The following is a 22,263-nucleotide window of genomic DNA, read 5'->3' on the forward strand; positions in this document are numbered from 1 at the left end:
TCGTTTCCTGTTAAGTAAGTGCTTACGGCATCACACTATCGGTGGTGTATTTTCCCTGCTTTACCGCCTGACGACGCCAGAGCAACAGCACCATGGTCGAGATAAACGTCCCAACCAGCGCGGCGCCAAACCAGCCCGCCGCCGCAGTAAAAGCGCCGATTCCGGCATGCTGAAGTAAAAAGAGAGAGAAAATCCCTGCGCCCGGCGTGGAAAGACCGATCCCCATCGCGCCGACAATCGCGCCGGTCGCCATCGACCCCAGGACAAAAGAACCAATCACGCGTAGCGGATCTTCAATAGCCATCGGAATCGCCCCTTCGGTAATTCCGGCCAGACCGAGCAGCCAGGTCGATTTACCGGTTTCGATCTCAAACTGTTTAAACAGCTGCGGTGCCAGCAGGGTGGACGCCGTCACGGTGAAGGCCGAAACCATTTTGACTGAAGCAAAAATGGCGTACGGGCCATATACGCCGTTGGCCATAGCCCCCAGGCAGAAGGCATAAGCCGCTTTGTTTACTGGACCACCGAGATCGAACGAGCACATAAAACCGAGGATCATGCCCAGCAGCAGAGCATTGGCACCGGATAACCCGTTCAGCCACGCGGTGAGCGAATTGTTAATCCATGCCACGGGTTCACCAATCACGAACAGCATCAGGCTGCCCGCCGCCAGCGTGCCGATAACCGGATAAAGGTAGAACGTCAGAAAACCGTTAAAACGCGCGCTCAGCCGGATATGGTTTTTGACCCAGCGCATCAGGTAACCCGCGATCAGCCCCCCGGCGACGGCGCCCAGAAAACCGGCGCCAATCATATTGGCCGCCAGCCCGGCGGCAAAGCCGGGTGCCAGCGCCGGTTTATCGGCCAACGAGTAAGCCGTATAGGCAGCCAGCACGGGCACCATCAGCGTTCCCAACATGCCACCACCCAGCTTGCGGTACATCCACAGCCAGGAGTTTTCCAAATCAAAAAGGTGCTGCAGGCCAAAAATCTGCGCCAGCAGTACCGCCACCGCCAGCACGGTCCCACCGGCGACAATCAGCGGAACAGCAAATGAAATGCCGCTCAGCAATGCCTGTTTAAGCTCGGTTTTCACACTTTTTTTCTGCTCCAACTGCGGCTGGGCGTGCCTCTCCCCTTTCAGGGGCTCCAGCGCCAACGCGCGTTCAATCAGCGCCTCGGCGTGGCGCAGCGGTTCCGCAACCGGAACGGAAAGAGACGGCAGACCGCGAAAGCGCTCGCTCTCCTTAATGGCCACTTCTGCCGCGAAAATACAGGCCCGGGCATCGTTGAGCTGTTGCGCGGTGAGGCGACCTTCAATACCGTTGGCTCCCTGCTTTTCCACCACCACATTGACGCCCATGCGCCGCCCGGCTTTCTCCAGATACTCTGCCGCCATATAGGTGTGCGCAATGCCCGCAGGGCAAGCGGTCACGCAGACGATGGTGGGCGCCTCGGCGTCCAGTTCAATCGCCGCCTTCTCTGGCTGAGCAGCCAGCGCTGCCAGCAACGCTTCGGCGCTGTCGGCAGCCATCACGCGGCGCCGCACGTCGTCATCGGCGAGCCGGGTGGTGAGTTCCGTCAGGATCTGAATATGGGTGGATCCCGCTTGCGCTGGCGGGATGGCCAGCAGAAAAATCAGCTCGACCGGTTCAGGGCCATCTACCCCGTCCCATGCCAGCGGTTTGCTCAGCGTGGCGACCGCAAATGCCGCCTCTTTTACCGCCGCCGTTTTGCCGTGCGGCACCGCCAGACCTTCGCCAAGTGCCGTTGGCCCCTGCGATTCCCGGTGAAAAACTTCCGCCAGATAGGCATCGATATCGGTAATGTTGCCCAGTTCAGCCAGCCGCTGTGCCAGCTGGCGAATCGCGTCATCGCGATCGGTAAAACATGCCTGTAAACAGACAGCACGAGGGTGAGACAGGGTCGTCAGGTTCATGATGATCCTCAGAGGATTGTCGTTATGTTGTGCGGCGATTGTGGCAGACAAAATAATACATTTAAGTGATCAATTTCACTAATAGCCAACAATTTGTATTTAATTTGTATTGTTTACTATTATTGAGATGTCGGCATAATCAGCTAAAAAGGTCTTAACCAATTCATACAAAAGCGAAAAGCGATGAGTAAAAAACCGATGTATCGCCAGATTGCCGACGCACTGCGGGGGCAAATTACGCGCGGTGAGCTAAAACCGGGCGACGCGTTGCCAACCGAATCAGCGTTACAGGCAGCTTTTCAGGTCAGCCGTGTGACCGTCAGACAGGCGCTCAAGCTGCTTACCGAGCAGGAAATTATTGAAAGCATTCAGGGAAGCGGCTCCTATGTGAAAGAAGAGCGCGTCAACTACGATATCTACCAGCTCACCAGCTTTTACGAGAAGCTCGCCGACCGACACGTCGAAACCCACAGCGAAGTGAAAGTGTTTGAAGTCATCGCGGCCGGTGAAGCATTGGCCGAGCAGCTGCAGCTGGCCGCCGACGATAAGGTCTGGCACGTTAAGCGCGTGCGGTTTATCAAGCAAAAGGCGGTCACCCTTGAAGAAACGTGGATGCCACTCGCCCTTTTCCCCGACCTGACCTGGGAAGTGATGGAGAATTCTAAATATCACTTTATTGAAGCGATCAAAAAAATGGTTATCGATCGTAGCGAACAGGAACTTATCCCAGTGATCCCCAACGAAGAAACGGTGGCTATGCTGGGAATTATGCCGGGCAAACCGGTGCTGGAAAAAGTATCGCGCGGCTTTTTGCAGGATGGGCGAATCTTTGAATATAGCCGCAATACCTTTAAGAGCGACGACTATAAATTTACGCTGGTCGCCAGACGGCGCCATTAAAAAAGGCCGCCCAGGGGCGGCCAACCATGTCGAAACCAGACATATAAGGCTCCCTACTTCCTGTATGCGTCAGGAATTCGCGTAGGGAGCAGAGAGGATTACTTGATAATTGATTTCAGCGCTTCGCCGATATCGGCCAGGCTACGAACGGTTTTCACGCCCGCGGCTTCCAGCGCAGCGAATTTCTCGTCTGCCGTACCTTTACCGCCTGCGATGATGGCGCCAGCGTGGCCCATACGCTTGCCTTTCGGCGCGGTGACGCCCGCGATGTAACCGACAACCGGCTTGGTCACGTGATCTTTAATGTACGCAGCGGCTTCTTCTTCTGCGCTACCGCCGATCTCACCGATCATAACGATCGCTTCAGTCTGCGGATCTTCCTGGAACAGTTTCAGGATATCGATAAAGTTAGAACCCGGGATCGGGTCACCACCGATGCCCACACAGGTGGACTGGCCGAAACCGTAGTCGGTGGTCTGCTTAACCGCTTCATAAGTCAGCGTACCGGAACGGGAAACGATGCCCACTTTACCCGGCTTGTGAATGTGGCCCGGCATGATACCGATTTTACATTCGCCCGGGGTGATAACGCCTGGGCAGTTCGGGCCAATCATACGCACGCCCGCTTCATCCAGCTTCACCTTCACGGTCAGCATATCCAGCGTAGGGATGCCTTCGGTGATGGTGATGATCAGTTTGATGCCTGCATCGATCGCTTCCAGAATGGAGTCTTTGCAGAACGGTGCCGGAACGTAGATAACGGTAGCGGTCGCGCCCGTCGCTTCTACCGCTTCACGCACGGTGTTGAACACCGGCAGGCCCAAGTGCGTGGTGCCGCCTTTGCCTGGCGTTACGCCGCCAACCATCTGCGTACCGTAAGCAATCGCCTGTTCGGAGTGGAAAGTCCCCTGGCTACCGGTAAAGCCCTGACAGATAACCTTGGTATCTTTATTAATTAAAACTGACATTATTTCCCCTCCACTGCGGCAACAACCTGCTGAGCTGCATCCGTCAGACTTTTCGCTGCAATAATATTCAGGCCGCTATCAGCCAGTTTTTTCGCGCCGAGTTCGGCGTTGTTGCCTTCCAGACGGACGACAACCGGGACGTTAACGCCCACTTCAGCTACCGCGCCGATGATACCGTCAGCGATCAGGTCGCAACGTACGATACCGCCGAAGATGTTAACCAGAACGGCTTTAACATTGTCATCAGAGAGGATGATTTTGAACGCTTCGGTCACGCGCTCTTTGGTTGCGCCGCCGCCAACGTCGAGGAAGTTAGCCGGTTCGCCGCCGTGCAGCTTAACGATGTCCATGGTGCCCATTGCCAGGCCCGCACCGTTAACCATGCAACCGATGTTGCCGTCCAGCGCAACGTAGTTCAGTTCCCACTGTGCAGCCTGCGCTTCACGCGGATCTTCCTGCGACTGATCGCGCATTTCACGCAGATCGGCCTGGCGGAACAGCGCGTTGCCGTCAGCGCCCAGCTTGCCGTCGAGGCAGATCAGGTCACCCTGTTTGGTGACAACCAGCGGGTTGATTTCGATCAGCGCCAGGTCGCGCTCCAGGAAAATGGTCGCCAGACCCATGAAGATCTTGGTGAACTGCTGAACCTGTTTACCTTCCAGACCCAGTTTGAACGCCAGTTCGCGACCCTGGTAAGGCATCGGGCCAGCCAGCGGATCGAGCGCCACTTTGTGGATCAGGTGCGGGGTTTCTTCCGCCACTTTTTCGATTTCCACGCCGCCTTCGGTAGAGGCCATAAAGACCACGCGACGGGAGCTACGATCGACGACCGCGCCCAGGTACAGCTCTTTACCGATGTCGGTAGCCGCTTCAACCAGGATCTGGTTAACCGGCTGGCCGTGTGCGTCCGTCTGGTAAGTCACCAGACGTTTGCCCAGCCAATGTTCAGCGAAAGCGCGGATGTCTTCTTTCGAGTTAACAACCTTCACACCGCCCGCTTTACCGCGGCCACCAGCGTGAACCTGACATTTCACTACCCACGGGCCAGCGCCGATTTTTGAAGCGGCTTCTTCTGCTTCGCGCGGAGTAGTACAGGCATAACCCACCGGAGCCGGTAAGCCATAGCGGGCAAAGAGTTGTTTTGCCTGATATTCATGTAAGTTCATGTGTTCTATCCATCCTTCAGGTAATCATTATCTTAAACCTGTAGGCCTGATAAGACGCGCGAGCGTCGCCATCAGGCATCGCATCAACGCCGGATGGCGGCGTAAACGCCTTATCCGGCCTACAGGGCAGGTGGTACTCTTATTGGCTACACGTCCAGCAGCAGACGGGTTGGATCTTCCAGCAACTCTTTAATGGCGACCAGGAAGCCCACAGACTCGCGCCCATCGATCAGACGGTGGTCATAGGACAGTGCCAGGTACATCATCGGCAGAATTTCCACTTTGCCATCCACCGCCATCGGGCGGTCTTTAATGGCATGCATACCCAGAATCGCGCTCTGAGGCGGGTTGATGATCGGGGTAGACATCAGGGAGCCGAATACGCCGCCGTTGGTAATAGTGAAGTTACCGCCGGTCAGATCTTCTACGGTCAGCTTGCCGTCACGGCCTTTAACCGCCAGCTCTTTGATGTTCTTTTCAATGTCAGCCATACCCAGTGCATCAACATCACGCAGGACCGGGGTCACCAGGCCGCGCGGCGTAGAAACCGCCATGCTCACATCGAAGTAGTTGTGATAAACCACGTCATCGCCGTCGATGGACGCGTTCACTTCCGGATAGCGTTTCAGCGCTTCCACTACGGCCTTCACGTAGAAGGACATAAAGCCCAGACGGATACCGTGACGTTTTTCAAACGCGTCACCGTACTGCTTACGCAGGTCCATGATTGGCTTCATGTTCACTTCGTTGAAGGTCGTCAGCATCGCGGTAGAGTTTTTCGCTTCCAGCAGACGCTCGGCCACGCGTTTACGCAGACGGGTCATCGGTACGCGTTTCTCAGAGCGGCCAGCCAGCGGCGCAACCGGAGCGGCAGCTGCCGGTGCCGGCGCCGCAGCGGCTTTCGCCGGTGCTTTTGCCAGGTGCTTCTCGATGTCTTCACGAGTCAGACGGCCGCCGACGCCGGTGCCTTTAATGGCGCTGGCTTCGAGGTTGTGCTCAGCCAGCAGGCGACGGATCGCCGGGCTGAGCGCTTCGTTGTTCTGCTCTTCCAGAGAAGCCTGCTGGCGCTGAGCCGGCGTTGACTCTTTGCTGTCAGCTTTGGCGCTGGTTTCTTTACCCGCGCTGTTGCCTTCACGCAGGCGGCCCAGGATCTGACGGGAAGTGACGGTGGTACCTTCATCTTCCAGAACGGCATCAAGGATGCCATCTGCCGACGCCGGTACTTCCAGTACCACTTTGTCAGTTTCGATTTCTACCAGCACTTCATCACGCACAACCACATCGCCCGGTTTTTTATGCCAGGTGGCGACGGTGGCATCCGCTACGGATTCAGGCAGGTCGGGAACCAGAATATCTACGCTACTCATTATGTATCCTTAATTAATCGACGTTCAGCGCGTCATTGACCAGATCTTGTTGCTGCTTCTGGTGAACGGACATATACCCTACCGCCGGTGAGGCGGAGGCCGGGCGACCTGCATAGCGCAGAGCGGCCCCAAATGGAATCACATCACGGAAATGATGCTGGCTGCAGTACCAGGCGCCCTGGTTGAGCGGCTCTTCCTGGCACCAGACAAAATCATGCACGTGTGCATAAGGTTTCAGTGCTTCTTGTACCGCCTGGTGCGGGAACGGGTACAGCTGTTCAACACGCACGATAGCGACATCTTTCTGATCGTTCTTACGGCGCTGTTCCAGCAGGTCGTAGTAAACCTTACCAGAACACAGCACCACGCGTTTCACCGCTTTCGGGTCCAGATCGTCAATTTCGCCAATCGCCGGCATGAAGGTACCGTTCGCCAGCTCATCCAGGCTGGAAACCGCCAGCGGGTGGCGCAGCAGCGACTTCGGCGACATGACGACCAGCGGACGGCGCATCCCGCGCAGCGCCTGACGACGCAGCATGTGATAAACCTGAGCCGGGGTAGACGGTACGCAAACCTGCATATTCTGCTGTGCGCAAAGCTGCAGATAACGTTCCAGACGCGCGGAGGAGTGCTCCGGGCCCTGCCCTTCGTAGCCGTGCGGCAGCAGCATCGCCAGGCCACACATACGGCCCCACTTCTGCTCACCGGAGGAGATAAACTGGTCAATCACCACCTGCGCACCGTTGGCGAAGTCGCCAAACTGCGCTTCCCAGATGGTCAGCGTGCGCGGCTCAGCCGTCGCATAGCCGTATTCAAATGCCAGTACCGCTTCTTCAGACAGCACGGAGTCCCACACTTTGAAATCGCCCTGGCCGTTGTGCACGTGCTGCAGCGGGGTGTAGGTCGAACCGTTGGTCTGGTTATGAATCACCGCGTGACGATGGAAGAAGGTACCACGACCGGCATCTTCACCAGACAGACGCACCGGGATGCCTTCATCAACCAGCGTGGCGTACGCCAGATTTTCCGCGCCGCCCCAGTCGAACAGCTTCTCGCCAGCCGCCATGGCCTGACGGTCACCGTAGATTTTCGCTACGCGCGACTGCATTTCCACGCCTTCCGGCACGGTGCTGATACGGTTAGCCAACTCCTGCAGGCGCTTCATGTCAACCTTGTTCGGGTAACTTTCGTCCCATTCATGGTTGAGGTACGGCGACCAGGTAAAGGAGTGCAGGTTCATTGGACGCCACTCTTTCACCACGCATTCGCCCGCGTCCAGCGCGTCGCGATACAGGTTAACCATTTCAGTGGCATCTTCCAGCGTCGCGACTTTGTCCGCTTCCAGCTTGTCAGCGTAGAGTTTGCGCGGGGTCGGATGCTTTTTGATTTTCTGGTACATCAGCGGCTGGGTTGCGCTTGGCTCGTCGGCTTCGTTGTGGCCATGACGGCGGTAGCACACCAGGTCGATGAACACGTCGCGCTTGAAGGTATTACGGAAGTCCAGCGCCAGACGGGTCACGAAGGCCACGGCTTCCGGATCGTCCGCGTTAACGTGGAAAATCGGCGCCTGAACCATCTTACCGATGTCGGTGCAGTACGGCGTAGAACGCGCGTCCAGCGGGTTAGAGGTGGTGAAGCCCACCTGGTTGTTGATAACGATGCGAACGGTACCGCCCACTTCGTAACCCCGCGCTTTGGACATGTTCAGGGTTTCCTGAACCACGCCCTGCCCGGTCACTGCCGCATCACCGTGAATGGTGATAGGCAGCACTTTATTGCTGCTCGGCTCGTCCAGTCTGTCCAGACGCGCGCGAACGGAACCCATGACGACCGGGCTCACGATTTCGAGGTGCGACGGGTTAAACGCCAGCGCCAGGTGTACCAGACCGCCTTCGGTTTCGATGTCAGAAGAGAAGCCCATGTGGTACTTCACGTCACCGGTGCCGAGGTGTTCTTTATGTTTGCCGGAGAACTCGTCAAACAGCTCCTGGGACTGTTTGCCCAGTACGTTGATCAGCACGTTCAAACGACCGCGGTGCGCCATACCCAGCACCACTTCACGGGTACCGCTCTTGCCCGCATGGCGGATCATCTCTTTGAGCATCGGTACCAGCGCGTCGCCGCCTTCCAGCGAGAAGCGTTTTGCGCCCGGGAATTTCGCGCCCAGGTAGCGTTCCAGGCCTTCCGCCGCGGTCAGTTCGCTCAGGAAACGCTTTTTCTCTTCTGCGCTAAAGGTGGCATGCCCCGCTTCAAAACGCTGTTGAATCCAACGTTTTTCTTCGGTGCTGGTAATGTGCATGTATTCCGCGCCAATGTGGCCGCAGTAGGTCTGTTTGAGGGCATCAATCAGATCGCCGAGCTTCATCGTCTCTTTGCCGATGGCAAAAGAACCTACGTTAAAGCTCTCCTGGAAGTCGGCCTCGGTCAGATCGTGGAAAGCGGGATCTAAATCAGCCACTCGCTCCTGCTGCCACAGTCCCAGCGGATCGAGATTCGCATGCTGGTGACCACGGAAGCGGTAAGCGTTGATAAGCTGCAGGACTTTAACCTGCTTCGCATTCGTGTCAGGGTCGGAAATCGAAGAAGAGTAACGTGAGGCATCCTTCGCCAGACGACGGAAATAATCACGCGTTTTGGAATGAAATTGATCCGGTTTGACTCCGGTACCAGGTAACTGCTGGAACATTGAACGCCAGTGAGCGTCGACAGAGTCAGGATCGGTTAAGAAGTCTTCATAGAGCTGTTCTATCCAGCTCTGGTTCGCACCAGAGAGGTAAGAAGAGTCCAGCCAGGCTTTCATTGCGCCGTTCTGCATCGTGATCCCTTAAGCATTTTATGCTTATTTCGCCGTGGATAACTACGACGTACGCCGGTAAAGCACACGTCCCAGGGTTCACTTGCGAGCTCTTGTATTTGCACTGGCCCGCGAAGGAACCTTTAGAAACTGTCTTTAGAGTTTTTTGGACTCTCACCCTTTCTGCTCAGAGAAAGTAGATTTGGCAGTTTTTAAAGGTTTCCTGCATGTTTGTTGCCTGATGGCGCTTCGCTTATCAGGCCTACGGGGGATGTAGGCCGGATAAGACGGTACGTCGCCATCCGGCAACAATGACTACTTACGCACTACGTTGCAGCAGCATCGACTTAATGTGGCCGATGGCGCGCGTCGGGTTCAGACCTTTCGGACATACACTGACGCAGTTCATGATGCTATGGCAGCGGAATACGCTGAAAGCGTCACTTAACCCTTCCAGGCGGCTATCGGTTTCGGTATCACGGCTATCAATTAAGAAGCGATACGCAGCCAGCAGGCCTGCCGGGCCGATAAACTTGTCCGGGTTCCACCAGAACGACGGGCAAGAGGTCGAACAGCATGCGCAGAGAATACACTCGTACAGACCATCGAGTTTCTCACGCTGCTCCGGCATCTGCAGATGCTCACGAGCCGGAGGATTTTGCCCATTATTCAACAAGTAAGGCTTAATCTTCTCATACTGTGCGTAGAATTGCCCCATGTCTACCACCAAATCGCGGATCACCGGCAATCCAGGCAGCGGACGGATAACAATTTTCTTGCCCGGCTGATTCAGCGCGGAGATCGGCGTAATGCATGCCAGACCGTTTTTCCCGTTCATGTTCAGACCGTCCGAACCACAAACCCCTTCACGGCAGGAGCGGCGGAACGACAGGCTCGGATCTTTTTCTTTCAGCTGGATTAACGCATCCAGCAGCATCATGTCGCGACCTTCTTCCGCTTCTAGGGTGTAATCCTGCATGCGCGGAGCGTCGTCAACATCCGGGTTATAGCGATAAACTGAAAACTCGAGTTTCATTGTCCTGTCTCCGCATTAATAAGTACGAATCTTCGGCGGGAATGCCGGGCGCAGTTTCGGTTCCATATTGACGCTACGACGCGTCATGGATTCCGACTCTGGCAGATACAGGGAATGGCACAGCCAGTTTTCATCATCACGCTCCGGGAAGTCGAAGCGGCTATGTGCGCCACGGCTTTCGGTACGGAAGTTTGCCGACACCGCGGTGGCGTAAGCGGTTTCCATCAGGTTATCCAGCTCCAGGCACTCTACGCGCTGGGTGTTGAACTCGCTGGAAGTATCGTCCAGGCGCGCATTTTTCAGGCGCTCGCGGATAGCCTTCAGTTGCTCCAGACCTTTTGCCATCGCATCACCTTCACGGAACACCGAGAAGTTGTGTTGCATACATTCCTGCAGCGCTTTGCGGATTTCAACCGGGTCTTCACCGTTACGATTACCGTTCCAGCGGTTCAGGCGTTCCAGAGAAGCGTCGATCTCTTCTTCGGTTGCATCACGCAGTACGCCCTGCTCGGCAATGGATTCCTGCAGATGCAGGCCAACTGCACGACCAAATACCACCAGATCCAGCAGCGAGTTACCGCCCAGGCGGTTGGCGCCGTGAACGGATACGCAGGCAATTTCACCTACCGCGAACAGACCAGGAATCACCACATCTTCGCCCTGCTCGTTCACGGTCAGCGCCTGACCGCTTACTTTGGTCGGAATACCGCCCATCATGTAGTGGCAGGTTGGGATAACCGGGATTGGTTCTTTAACCGGGTCAACGTGTGCGAAGGTACGAGACAGCTCCAGAATGCCCGGCAGACGGGATTCCAGCACTTCTTTACCCAGATGATCCAGCTTCAGCTTGGCGTGTGGACCCCATGGGCCGTCACAGCCACGACCTTCACGGATTTCGATCATGATGGAACGCGCCACCACGTCACGACCCGCCAGGTCTTTCGCATTCGGCGCATAACGTTCCATGAAGCGCTCGCCGTGTTTGTTCAGCAGATAACCACCTTCACCACGGCAGCCTTCTGTGACCAGAACGCCCGCGCCGGCAATACCGGTCGGGTGGAACTGCCACATCTCCATATCCTGCACCGGCACACCGGCACGGATAGCCATACCCACGCCGTCACCGGTATTGATGTGGGCGTTAGTGGTGGACTGATAAATACGCCCTGCACCGCCGGTCGCCAGCACGGTGGCACGGGCTTTGAAGTAAACCACTTCGCCGGTTTCGATACACAGGGCAGTACAACCCACAATCGCGCCATCGGCATTTTTCACCAGATCCAGCGCATACCACTCGGAGAAAATCGTAGTGTGGTTTTTCAAATTCTGTTGATAAAGAGTATGCAACAGCGCGTGACCGGTACGGTCAGCCGCTGCGGCGGTACGTGCCGCCTGCTCGCCGCCGAAGTTTTTCGACTGGCCGCCAAACGGACGTTGATAGATGGTCCCATTCTCCAGACGGGAGAACGGTAGCCCCATATGGTCCAGCTCCAGAATCGCTTCCGGACCGGTTTTACACATGTATTCAATGGCGTCCTGGTCACCGATATAGTCCGACCCTTTTACGGTGTCGTACATATGCCATTCCCAGTTATCTTCATGGGTATTACCGAGCGCCACGGTGATGCCACCCTGCGCTGATACGGTATGGGAACGGGTCGGGAACACTTTAGACAGCAGCGCACAGGTCTGGCCGCTCTGGGAAATTTGCAGCGCCGCGCGCATACCTGCGCCACCGGCACCAATCACTACAGCATCAAATTCTCTGACTGGCAGTTTCATCACACACCCCACACCACAACAAATCCATAGATAACGTAAACCAGCAGCGCAACAACAATCACCAGTTGCAGCGTCAGGCGCAGCGCCAGCGGTTTAACGTAGTCGGTTAACACCTGCCACATGCCGATCCAGGCATGAATCAAGATGGAGAACAGAGCCAGCAGGGTGAACACTTTAGTGAACGCAGAGGCAAAGAAACCGCTCCAGATTTCCCAGGTGACTTCACCGTGAATCGCAAAAAAGCCCACCATGTAGATGATGTACAGAGTCAGGACAATAGCGGTGGCGCGAACGAGGATGAAGTCATGTACGCCGTTGCGTCCTAATGCTGAGGCGTTGCTTACCATACGAGGACTCCTGCAAGAATTGAAAGCACGACAGTAATAACGAAAGAAATTTTGGCAGAGCGCTTACCGGCCTCGAGGGTTTCTTCGATATAACCGAAATCCATTAACACGTGACGAATACCCACAACCGCGTGGTAGGCCAGCGCAGTGAGGATGCCCCACATAATGAATTTAACGAAGAAACTGCTCATGATAGAGGAAGCGGTCAGGAAGCCTTCCGGGGAAGAGAGACTGGTGCCCAGCAGCCAAAGCAGAATGCCCACCGCCACAAACGTAATCACGCCGGAAACGCGATGAAGAATGGACGCTATCGCTGTTATAGGGAACCGGATCGTTGTCAAATCCAGATTGACAGGTCTTTGTTTTTTCACATTTCTTATCATGAATAACGCCCACATGCTGTTCTTATTATTTCCTTCCTCCGGTCTGCAGGCGGGTCAAGCAGCGTCCTTTCTATAACTTCGCGTCATGGTTAAATCTGCTCACAGATGCTAAATCGACACGTTAAAACGCTGGGTGGCTCGGGATTGCAGGGTGTTCCGGAGACCTGGCGGCAGTATAGGCCGTTCACAAAATCATTACAATTAACCTACATATAGTTTGTCTGGTTTTATGCAGAACAGTGATCACGCTCACGATTAAAACAATTTTTTAAAAATTAATCACGTGATTTGACAAATATTAAACATTATTGTTACAACCATCACCTGTAAAAGCATATAATGCTCAAAAGTTATGGGGTCACTCTTTCACCTGATAATAAGTTATGTAACAGTGTGATGGGGTTGACCCAACCTATCAGTAAAGTTATTAGTGTTTGTTCAGGTTTGAATCATTGGATTGCTAAGACCCTGATTTGCTGTTGTTTCACTGTAGATTAGACGTGCACCGTCAAGCGCCCTTGCTCTGTACCCTTGTTGCATCTCTACAGCAGAGCCGTGAGCCAAATAACAAACTGGCACCGTCGAACTATTTTTTGAATTGCAAATCCGGCATCCGGCAGTCTTAAGCAAAAAGGCGCTAAGGAGACCGTAAATGGCTGATACAAAGGCAAAAATCACTCTATCGGGTGATACTGCTATTGAACTTGATGTGCTGAAAGGCACGCTCGGTCAGGATGTTATTGATATCCGTACTCTCGGTTCAAAAGGCATTTTTACTTTTGACCCTGGTTTTACCTCTACCGCATCTTGCGAGTCTAAGATTACTTTTATTGATGGCGACGAGGGCATCCTGCTGCACCGCGGCTTCCCTATCGATCAGTTAGCCACCGAATCTAACTACCTCGAAGTATGCTACATCCTCCTGTACGGCGAAAAACCGAACCAGGCCGAATTCAACGAGTTCACCACCACCGTCACTCGCCACACCATGATCCACGAGCAGATTACCCGTCTGTTCCACGCCTTCCGTCGCGACTCTCACCCGATGGCGGTGATGTGCGGGATCACCGGTGCACTGGCTGCGTTTTATCACGACTCTCTGGACGTCAATAACCCGCGTCATCGTGAAATTGCAGCCTTCCGCCTGCTGTCGAAAATGCCGACCATGGCGGCGATGTGTTACAAATATTCTATCGGTCAGCCGTTCGTGTATCCGCGCAACGATCTCTCCTATGCCGGTAACTTCCTGCGTATGATGTTCGCGACGCCTTGCGAAGACTACGAAGTGAACCCAGTGCTGGAACGCGCCATGGACCGCATTCTGATCCTGCACGCTGACCACGAACAGAACGCGTCTACCTCCACCGTCCGTACGGCAGGCTCATCCGGCGCGAACCCGTTCGCCTGTATCGCTGCGGGTATCGCGTCTCTGTGGGGGCCTGCGCACGGCGGCGCCAACGAAGCAGCGCTCAAGATGCTGGAAGAGATCAGCTCCGTTGAGCACATTCCGGAATTCGTCCGTCGCGCGAAAGACAAGAACGACTCTTTCCGCCTGATGGGCTTTGGCCACCGCGTGTACAAAAACTACGACCCGCGTGCCACCGTGATGCGTGAAACCTGCCATGAAGTACTGAAAGAACTGGGCACCAAAGACGATCTGCTGGAAGTGGCCATGGAGCTGGAGCATATTGCGCTCAACGATCCGTACTTCATCGAGAAGAAACTGTACCCGAACGTCGATTTCTACTCCGGCATCATCCTGAAAGCGATGGGTATTCCGTCTTCGATGTTCACCGTTATCTTCGCGATGGCGCGCACCATTGGCTGGATTGCCCACTGGAACGAAATGCACACCGACGGCATGAAGATTGCGCGTCCGCGTCAGCTGTACACCGGCTACGAACAGCGCGACTTCAAATCAGACCTCAAGAAATAATTGAGCGTTTGAACGTAAAAAAGCGCCTGCGGGCGCTTTTTTTATGGCTATCCTGTCGGCCTGATAAGCGAAGCGCCATCAGGCAACGCGTGGCTGATTGGCGGATGACGGCGACCGACACAACACACGCCAGCTCGCCTAGTGTTGGCAGCCAGGACACCAGTAAAACGGTCTTGATGACAGCATCGTCTTCTCAATCACCTCACCGCAGCGCTCACAGGTCTCGCCGTCGCGGTGAAACACTTTAAAGCGAAACAGCGCGCCGTGGTGTTTATTATCATCCACCAGGCCGCGCGTGTTGTAGGAAAGGCGAGGAATATCGAGCAGCGCATGCGACAGCGCCTCAAGCTGCTGTTCATCAAGCTGTGAGGCCTTGTGATTGCCGGTTAAGCCAACCTGCCACAGCACCTCAACCCGCAGATAGTTACCCAACCCGGCAAGAAACGCCTGATCAAGCAGCAGCCCGGAGAGCTGGCGATGACGGAATTTTGCCGACAACAGGCGTGCTTTAACCGCCTGTGGCGTCAGGCTCATGTCGAGCACATCGGGGCCAACGCGCAGTAAAAACGGGTGCGTTTTCAGCGTCTCAGCCGTCAGCATTTCGATATCTGAGGCACTGTAAAGCAGAATGGCTTTGTCTGCCGTTTGCAGCTTCACGCGCAGCACGCGGGTCGTTTGTGGGATTTCACCGGCGTTAACCACGCGCCACACGCCATAGAGCTGATTATGGCTATAGAGCGTCAGCCCGCTGGAAAAGTGCGTCAGCAGCGCCTTGCCGCGGGTTTCTACACGCGTTACGCGCTGCCCCACCAGGCCCGGCGCGTAGGGCGCAAGTTCAGGGAATGCAAACCACACCTCGGTCAAAGGTTGATCTTTGATTGCCGCTTCAAGGCTATCCGCCGCACGGCGGATCTCTGGGCCCTCAGGCATGCCTCTCTCCTTCTGCTAAACCATCACGCCTATTATCCTGAGCGCCCTGTCTTATTGGCGCAAGCGGCAATTTCGGCCGTTCAGGAGGCGTAAGGCTGAAAAGATGCGCGGCGAAATGGCGACGCGTCATCCTCCAGCAGCAGCCGGGCCCCCAAAATCCGGTTGCGGGGGCCAAACCAGGAAAGCAGAACGCCGAGCGGCCCTTTCACTCCGCCGTTCCACTCCAGATACATGACCAGATATGAGGCAGTCAGCTGCTCCCACGACGTGAATTGCCGCGCAATAAGTTCACCAACGATATTCAGAAACGATCGCGCTTCCTGTTCATCAATATAGCCAACGGAAAAGCCAATCCTGACCAGACACGAAGCCCGAACCAAATCGAAACCGGTAATCGGGCACGCATCGATGTCCTGGAACGGCAGCCCCTGATGTTGCAAAAAGGCGATATATCGCTCCTTACCTGCGATCGTCGCCATCGGTATATTTGCACCTGAGGTGGCGCGGGTGATGAGTTTATTCAGCATTTTGCGTAATGCCCGATCGCCATCAATATTCCAGGCCGAACTCATTAATAGCCGCGCGTCTTTAATATCTTCAACATTATTTAAATCCAGCTGCTCCAGTGAATTTATATAGCTAATAGATGGGTGAGGGTTCGCCGTTTCGCTAATCAGAAACAGCGCCTCAGCGCAGGCGGCAAGACGTTCGTTGTCGGTACGTAGCGGGTAGACCGGGCGAGTATTATAGAGCTTGGCGATGGCAAACGGCGTCGTTTGTTCCGACCTGCGCGTGGTCATAAAATGAAGAATAATAGCCAACAGCATCCATACTAAAACCAGCCCATAAACCGTATGATAGATCGACTTACTGGGAAATAAATTAAACTGCCGCTCGGCTATTTCGCAGGCAAAAAAAACCGCCAGCGGCGTGACAATATTAAACATCACATTCCATCCCTGGATTACTGTTCAGACAGTGTGGATATAAGCACAACCTTAAGAACAACGCTACAAAAGGTCTTTATCGCATGATGAAATCAGAATAAATAAATAATATTCAAATATTATTCTCAAAGATTACATTCAAGAAATAAATAATAAACCGGCGCATATTCCCCTCGCGCCGGTTTCATTACGGGAGACGCGTCTCCGCCGTCATGCTTCCTCATTCAGCCGCCAGCTAAGCTGCGCCAGATAACGCTGCTGGTCATCGCGAGCCTTCAGCGCCTCTTCCAGCGAGCAGCGGACAAAATGTATCGGCTGACCCAGCGGAATTTGCGCTAGCTGGAACATATCGGCCTCAATAATACAGGCGATACGCGGATAGCCGCCGGTGGTCTGCGCATCATTCATCAGCACGATCGGCTGGCCGTTATGCGGCACCTGCACGACGCCTGGCACCAGCCCGTGCGACAGCAGCTCGCGCGCATGAGCGCGCGTCAGCGGTTGCCCTTTAAGCCGATAGCCCATGCGGTTGCTTTGCGGGCTGAGCTGCCAGGGTGAGCGCCAGAACGCCTCCTGCGAAACGTCATCGAACTCATGATACTCCGGCCCCGGCAGCGCACGGATGCGATTGCTGGCGAGAAGCGGCTTTACGCCGCGCGGCGCGCGGAAAGTACGCTGCGGCGTTGCCAGCGGCAGCACGTCACCATCGCGCAGACATCGCCCCTCAAGACCGCCGACGCCAGCATTCAGATCGGTACTGCGTGAGCCCAGCACCATCGGCACATCAATACCGCCCGCCAGCGCCAGGTAGCTACGGATGCCGTGCTGAGGGCGCCCGAGCATCAGCGTCTGCCCTGCCGTTGCCCAGTGTCGCCAACCGCTCCATACCGCCGCACCGTCCAGGGTGGCTTCGCAGCCCGCGCCGGTTAACGCAAACCAACCGTCGCGGGCAAACTGAAAGGTTGCCGCCCCCAGCGTAATCTCCAGCGCCGCAGCGTTAGCATCGTTGCCCACCAGCAAATTGGCCGTTATCAGCGCCGGCTTATCCATCGCGCCGCAGCGGCTCACGCCGGACTGTCGCAACCCATCACGCCCGGCGTCCTGCACTGAGGTATACATGCCCGCACGTATCACCTTTAGCATATTCCCTCCTTTTGCGGCACAAAGCGCACCGTATCCCCGGGGCGCAGCAGAATAGGATCCTCACGGTTCGGCGAAAACAGCGCCAGAGGCGTGCGACCAATCAGCTGCCAGCCACCGGGCGTCGACAGCGGATAAATACCGGTTTGCGCGCCGCCAATGCCGAGCGAACCGGCGGGCACTTTCAGCCTGGGCTCCGCGCGACGCGGCATATGCAGGCGCTCCGGCAGGCCACCAAGGTAAGGAAAACCGGGCTGGAAGCCGAGAAACCACACGACGTAGTCCACCGACGCATGAAGTTCTACGGCTTGCTTTGGCGTCAGGCCGCTCAGGCGGGCCACCTCGGGTAGGTCAGGGCCACTTTCTCCGCCGTAGACCACCGGGATATCGATTTGCCGCGAATCAGGCTCCAGCGCCTCACTCTCTTCCCACCAGCGCTGAAGGCGCTCAATGGCGTCCAGCGCCTGGGTCTGCGGATGGCGCAGAGTCACGGTAATATTATTCATTCCGGGAATCGCATCCACCACGTCCGGAATCGCCGCCAGACGCTGGGCCAATCGCCATACGCGCTTTTGCGCCGCCAGCGTGACCGGCGGTTCCAGCTCCAGCACGACGGCGGTTTCCCCTAACAGATAACAACGCGCTCGCTGCACTTTATGCCCCCCGTTAATCAGGCCGGATTAGGGATATCAACAAAGGTGACATCCAGATCGGTGGTTTCATTGAGCCATTCGCTCAACGCACGAATACCGCCGCGTTCGGTCGCATGGTGGCCCGCAGCATAAAAATGCAGCCCCTGCTCGCGAGCAGAATGAATGGTTTGTTCTGACACTTCACCGGTAATGAAGGCATCCACGCCGAAACGCGCTGCGCTATCGATAAATCCCTGTCCGCCGCCGGTACACCAGGCCACGCGGGAGACTTTTTCCGGCCCGGTATCGCCGCTCCACAGCGGTTTACGCCCCAGACGCACTTCTATCCACGACGCCAGCTCAAGCCCTGAAACCGGCATCGACAGTTCTCCCCACGGCACCAGGGGTTCAATTTCACCCATCACGTTAATACCGAGCAGATGCGCCAGCTGGGCGTTATTCCCCAGCTCTGGATGCGCGTCCAATGGCAGATGCCAGCCATAGAGGTTGATGTCGTTTGCCAGCAGCGCCTTCAGGCGGTTGCGTTTCATGCCGCGAATCACCGGCGACTCGCCCTTCCAGAAATAACCGTGATGGACGATAACCGCATCCGCCTGCTGGCGTACGGCTTCATCAATCAATGCCTGACTGGCGGTCACGCCGGTCACAATTTTCTGTACCGTTTCACGCCCCTCGACCTGCAGGCCATTAGGTGCATAATCGCTAAAGGCACCGCTGCCAAGTTTTTCATTAATCAGTTGTTCTAGCTCGGTATTTTTCATTTTCGCTCCCTTAGCCATCAATGCTGTTAAGCAGAATAAAATAGCGTCACTTTGCCGCTACGTCGATACACAATGCCTGACATCCGCCGGAACGCCGCTTAACTACGCACAATAAATGCCTGAATAACACAATTTGCCTGTTTCAATGTGAGCAACTTCATGTATATTTATGCAACCATACCGCATATTACAAAGATAATACGCTTTTATACGTATTATTACATAAATGAAACAAAGCCTTACGCAGCAGGCCGTTGCCGGGTTTCGAGGTTAAATGTGCAATGAATAAATCACAATCGCAGCCGAAGGCAATTTACTACGTTGTCGCCCTGCAAATCTGGGAATACTTCAGCTTCTACGGCATGCGCGCGCTGCTGATTCTGTATCTCACCAACCAGTTGAAGTACAACGATACTCACGCCTACGAGCTGTTCAGCGCCTATTGTTCACTGGTCTACGTCACGCCGATTCTCGGCGGCTATCTGGCCGATAAAGTGCTGGGTAACCGCATGGCGGTGATGCTCGGCGCGCTGCTGATGGTCATCGGGCATATGGTACTGGGTGCCAGCGAAGTGGCCCCCATGTTCTTGTATCTGTCGCTGGCCATTATTGTCTGCGGCTACGGGCTGTTTAAATCCAACGTCAGCTGCCTGTTAGGCGAGCTGTATGAACCCACCGATCCGCGCCGTGACGGCGGTTTCTCGCTGATGTACGCGGCGGGTAACGTCGGGTCAATCGTGGCGCCTATCGCCTGTGGTTTCGCGCAAGAGCAGTATAGCTGGGCGATGGGCTTTACGCTGGCTGCCGTCGGCATGCTGGCCGGGCTGGTCATTTTTATCAGCGGCCGTCGCCACTTCGCTCACACCCGCGGGGTCAACAAAGAAGTACTGTGCGCGCGCAGCTTCCTGCTGCCCAACTGGGGCTGGCTGCTGGTACTGCTGGTCGTTGCACCGCTGTTTATTACGGTATTGTTCTGGCAGGAATGGTCGGTCTATGCGCTGATCGCGGCTTCGATTATCGGCCTGGCGGTACTGGCGAAAATTTACCGTCGCGCCGAAACGGCTGAACAGCGTAAAGACCTGCGCCTGATTGTGGTGCTGACCTTCTTCAGCCTGTTGTTCTGGGCCTTTGCCCAGCAGGGCGGCAGCTCAATCAGCCTGTATATTGACCGTTTCGTTAACCGTAACGTGCTGGGCTACGAAGTGCCGACCGCCATGTTCCAGTCGGTGAATGCCTTTGCGGTCATGCTTTGCGGCGTGGTACTGGCGTGGCTGATTAAAGAGCAGGTGACCCGCAACCGCGATCTGCGGATCTGGGGCAAGTATGCGCTGGGCCTGGGGCTGATGAGCGCCGGGTTCTGTATTCTGACCCTCAGCGCCCGCTGGTCTGCCAGCTACGGGCACTCCTCCATGCCGCTGATGCTGCTGGGGCTGTCGGTGATGGGCTTTGCGGAGCTGTTTATCGACCCGGTGGCCATGTCGCAGATTACCCGTATTCAGATCCCGGGCGTCACCGGTGTACTGACCGGCATCTACATGCTGCTCTCCGGCGCGGTGGCCAACTATGTGGCGGGCATTATTGCCGACCAGACCTCGCAGGCCTCGTTTGATTCCGCCGGTGCGGCAGACTACTCCATCAATGCCTATATTGACGTCTTTAGCCAGATTACCTGGGGCGCGCTGGCCTGCGTCGGCGTCGTCATGGTTATCTGGCTGTACCACTCGGTGAAAGTTCGCCAACGCCGCCTGGCGGTTGACGCGTAACCCTGTCTATGAGGCCTGAAAATCAGGCCTCATTTTTCTTCGCAGCTTCATAGGCGGCAAGCGTGGCAACCCTCGCTTCACTGTGATTAACGATGGGCCGCGGATAATCCAATCCCCTTCCCTGCTTCTCAGCCCACGTCCACGGCTGATGAATCGCGCTGTCCGGCACCGCCGCCAGTTCCGGCAGCCACTGACGGATAAACGCCCCGCTTTTATCAAAACGTTCGCCCTGGGTTGTCGGGTTAAAGATACGAAAATAGGGCGCTGCATCGGTACCGGTTGAGGCCGCCCACTGCCAGCCGCCGTTGTTAGCCGCCAGGCAGCCATCCACCAGTTGCGACATAAAGTAGCGCTCCCCTTCCCGCCAGTCGATCAGCAGGTCTTTCACCAGGAAGCTGGCGACGATCATTCTCAGGCGGTTATGCATCCAACCAGTAGCATTGAGCTGGCGCATCGCGGCGTCGACGATCGGATAGCCGGTTTGCCCGCGCTGCCAGGCCGTCAGCGCCACCGGGGCGTCGTGCCAGCGGACATTATCTGTCCACTTGATAAACGGTTGGTGCTGACAGAGCCGCGGATAATAAGTCATCAGATGGCGATAAAACTCACGCCAGATCAGTTCGTTTAGCCACACGCTGCCCGCACCGCCGTCCAGTGCCGCTGGCTGCTCCGCCAGCAGGCGATGCAGACACTGACGCGGTGACAGTACGCCAACGGTCAGGCACGCGGATAAACGGCTGGTCCCCTCAATCGCCGGGAAATCACGCTGAGATTCATACTCAGATGCGCCCTGCTGGCAGAACTGACGCAGCCGTTGAATCGCCGTGTTTTCATCGGCAGGAAACAGCGCCGGATCAAACGGCTGCTGCGGATAGGTCAATGTTATCGCCGGCCCAGCTATTACCGCAGGCGCATTTCTTGGCGCTGGCGCACGAACGCACTCCGGTAGGTGCTCACGCAGCCGTCGTAGCCAGGCGTTTTTATACGGCGTAAACACTTTATACATCTCGTGATTGCCGGTCACCACCGCCCCCGGTGGCAGGATCACGCTGTCATCAAACCCCTGACAGACGGTATCCACCAGCGAGTGTTCCACCTGGCGATCGCGCTGACGCTCGTTGAACTCATACTGATAGTTGTAGAAAAGGTGCGTGACCGCATGCCGTTTGCAGACGCTGCGCACCACCTCAATGCTGGCGGCAAAATCAGCCACCTCGTGGAAAATCAGCGGGATATTTTTCTCTGCCAGCGCCTGACGAAGCGCGTTCAGCTGCGCGGCAAGATAGGCGGCCTGGCGGGGGGCCATGGCGTGCGCCGCCCACTGTTGCGGGGTGGCAATATACAATGCCAGCACCTGCGCGTGCGGATCGCGGCAGGCAGCGGCAAGGGCGAGGTTGTCATGCAGGCGCAAATCAGCGCGGAACCAGACCAGATGCGTAGGCATAAAAATC

18 protein-coding genes are annotated in these 22,263 nt (G+C 56.0%); 3 read left to right on the top strand and 15 right to left on the bottom strand.

Annotated elements, in window-relative coordinates:
• Nucleotides 1–22: 22 nt before the first annotated feature.
• On the bottom strand, nt 23–1,939 hold the full coding sequence (mngA, locus tag V6942_RS03460) for a PTS 2-O-a-mannosyl-D-glycerate transporter subunit IIABC (protein WP_333500816.1): 1,917 nt from the start codon (nt 1,937–1,939) through the stop codon (nt 23–25).
• 183 nt (nt 1,940–2,122) lie between these two features.
• On the opposite strand from mngA, the gene V6942_RS03465 reads away from it, so the two are divergent.
• Entirely contained in the window at nt 2,123–2,839 is a 717-nt protein-coding gene (locus V6942_RS03465) for a GntR family transcriptional regulator (protein WP_182965880.1), read from the top strand.
• A 98-nt stretch (nt 2,840–2,937) separates the two neighbouring features.
• On the opposite strand, the gene sucD is transcribed toward V6942_RS03465, so the two are convergent.
• The 8 genes from sucD to sdhC form a co-directional block, all read right to left on the bottom strand.
• Nucleotides 2,938–3,807 carry a succinate--CoA ligase subunit alpha gene (sucD, locus tag V6942_RS03470; protein WP_006809578.1) on the bottom strand — a complete coding sequence of 290 codons (870 nt, stop codon included), beginning with the start codon at nt 3,805–3,807 and terminating at the stop codon, nt 2,938–2,940.
• The gene (sucC, locus tag V6942_RS03475) at nt 3,807–4,973 is read right to left on the bottom strand and encodes an ADP-forming succinate--CoA ligase subunit beta (RefSeq protein WP_003022927.1); all 1,167 of its coding nucleotides are present in this window, start codon (nt 4,971–4,973) and stop codon (nt 3,807–3,809) included. Before sucC ends, sucD begins: the two co-directional genes overlap by 1 nt.
• 146 nt (nt 4,974–5,119) lie before the next feature.
• On the bottom strand, nt 5,120–6,340 hold the full coding sequence (gene odhB / locus V6942_RS03480; protein ID WP_106924642.1) for a 2-oxoglutarate dehydrogenase complex dihydrolipoyllysine-residue succinyltransferase: 1,221 nt from the start codon (nt 6,338–6,340) through the stop codon (nt 5,120–5,122).
• A 13-nt stretch (nt 6,341–6,353) separates the two neighbouring features.
• Nucleotides 6,354–9,155, bottom strand: a complete 2,802-nt coding sequence (gene sucA, locus V6942_RS03485; protein WP_182929275.1) for a 2-oxoglutarate dehydrogenase E1 component — start codon at nt 9,153–9,155, stop codon at nt 6,354–6,356.
• Between the two features lie 298 nt (nt 9,156–9,453).
• Entirely contained in the window at nt 9,454–10,170 is a 717-nt protein-coding gene (gene sdhB / locus V6942_RS03490; RefSeq protein ID WP_064548333.1) for a succinate dehydrogenase iron-sulfur subunit SdhB, read from the bottom strand.
• 15 nt (nt 10,171–10,185) lie between these two features.
• Nucleotides 10,186–11,952, bottom strand: a complete 1,767-nt coding sequence (gene sdhA, locus V6942_RS03495) for a succinate dehydrogenase flavoprotein subunit (RefSeq protein ID WP_106924644.1) — start codon at nt 11,950–11,952, stop codon at nt 10,186–10,188.
• The gene (gene sdhD / locus V6942_RS03500; RefSeq protein ID WP_035892719.1) at nt 11,952–12,299 is read right to left on the bottom strand and encodes a succinate dehydrogenase membrane anchor subunit; all 348 of its coding nucleotides are present in this window, start codon (nt 12,297–12,299) and stop codon (nt 11,952–11,954) included. The genes sdhA and sdhD overlap by 1 nt, the downstream gene beginning before the upstream one ends.
• Nucleotides 12,293–12,697 carry a succinate dehydrogenase cytochrome b556 subunit gene (gene sdhC / locus V6942_RS03505; RefSeq protein ID WP_181357960.1) on the bottom strand — a complete coding sequence of 135 codons (405 nt, stop codon included), beginning with the start codon at nt 12,695–12,697 and terminating at the stop codon, nt 12,293–12,295. The genes sdhD and sdhC overlap by 7 nt, the downstream gene beginning before the upstream one ends.
• Nucleotides 12,698–13,334: 637 nt before the next feature.
• On the opposite strand from sdhC, the gene V6942_RS03510 reads away from it, so the two are divergent.
• Nucleotides 13,335–14,618 carry a citrate synthase gene (locus V6942_RS03510; protein WP_106924645.1) on the top strand — a complete coding sequence of 428 codons (1,284 nt, stop codon included), beginning with the start codon at nt 13,335–13,337 and terminating at the stop codon, nt 14,616–14,618.
• A 138-nt stretch (nt 14,619–14,756) separates the two neighbouring features.
• Here the strand turns inward: V6942_RS03510 and nei are convergent, their stop codons facing one another.
• From nei to V6942_RS03535, 5 genes are all read right to left on the bottom strand, one after another.
• The gene (nei, locus tag V6942_RS03515; protein WP_182965882.1) at nt 14,757–15,548 is read right to left on the bottom strand and encodes an endonuclease VIII; all 792 of its coding nucleotides are present in this window, start codon (nt 15,546–15,548) and stop codon (nt 14,757–14,759) included.
• A gap of 80 nt (nt 15,549–15,628) precedes the next feature.
• Nucleotides 15,629–16,495: a DUF1266 domain-containing protein gene (locus tag V6942_RS03520; protein ID WP_333500867.1), complete on the bottom strand. Its 867-nt coding sequence runs from the start codon at nt 16,493–16,495 to the stop codon at nt 15,629–15,631.
• A 210-nt stretch (nt 16,496–16,705) separates the two neighbouring features.
• Nucleotides 16,706–17,638 carry a 5-oxoprolinase subunit PxpC gene (gene pxpC / locus V6942_RS03525; protein ID WP_106924648.1) on the bottom strand — a complete coding sequence of 311 codons (933 nt, stop codon included), beginning with the start codon at nt 17,636–17,638 and terminating at the stop codon, nt 16,706–16,708.
• The gene (pxpB, locus tag V6942_RS03530) at nt 17,632–18,288 is read right to left on the bottom strand and encodes a 5-oxoprolinase subunit PxpB (protein ID WP_182929280.1); all 657 of its coding nucleotides are present in this window, start codon (nt 18,286–18,288) and stop codon (nt 17,632–17,634) included. Before pxpB ends, pxpC begins: the two co-directional genes overlap by 7 nt.
• A 17-nt stretch (nt 18,289–18,305) precedes the next feature.
• Nucleotides 18,306–19,049: a type 2 GTP cyclohydrolase I gene (locus V6942_RS03535; protein ID WP_106924650.1), complete on the bottom strand. Its 744-nt coding sequence runs from the start codon at nt 19,047–19,049 to the stop codon at nt 18,306–18,308.
• Between the two features lie 281 nt (nt 19,050–19,330).
• On the opposite strand from V6942_RS03535, the gene dtpD reads away from it, so the two are divergent.
• Nucleotides 19,331–20,812 (top strand): dipeptide permease DtpD, encoded by a 1,482-nt coding sequence (gene dtpD / locus V6942_RS03540; RefSeq protein WP_106924651.1) that lies wholly within the window; start codon nt 19,331–19,333, stop codon nt 20,810–20,812.
• Nucleotides 20,813–20,834: 22 nt separating this feature from the next.
• Here the strand turns inward: dtpD and phrB are convergent, their stop codons facing one another.
• Nucleotides 20,835–22,256: a deoxyribodipyrimidine photo-lyase gene (phrB, locus tag V6942_RS03545; RefSeq protein WP_333500817.1), complete on the bottom strand. Its 1,422-nt coding sequence runs from the start codon at nt 22,254–22,256 to the stop codon at nt 20,835–20,837.
• Nucleotides 22,257–22,263 lie beyond the last annotated feature (7 nt).

Origin of the sequence: Kluyvera genomosp. 2 (assembly GCF_036759865.1) — a bacterium.
GTDB lineage: Bacteria > Pseudomonadota > Gammaproteobacteria > Enterobacterales > Enterobacteriaceae > Kluyvera > Kluyvera ascorbata_B.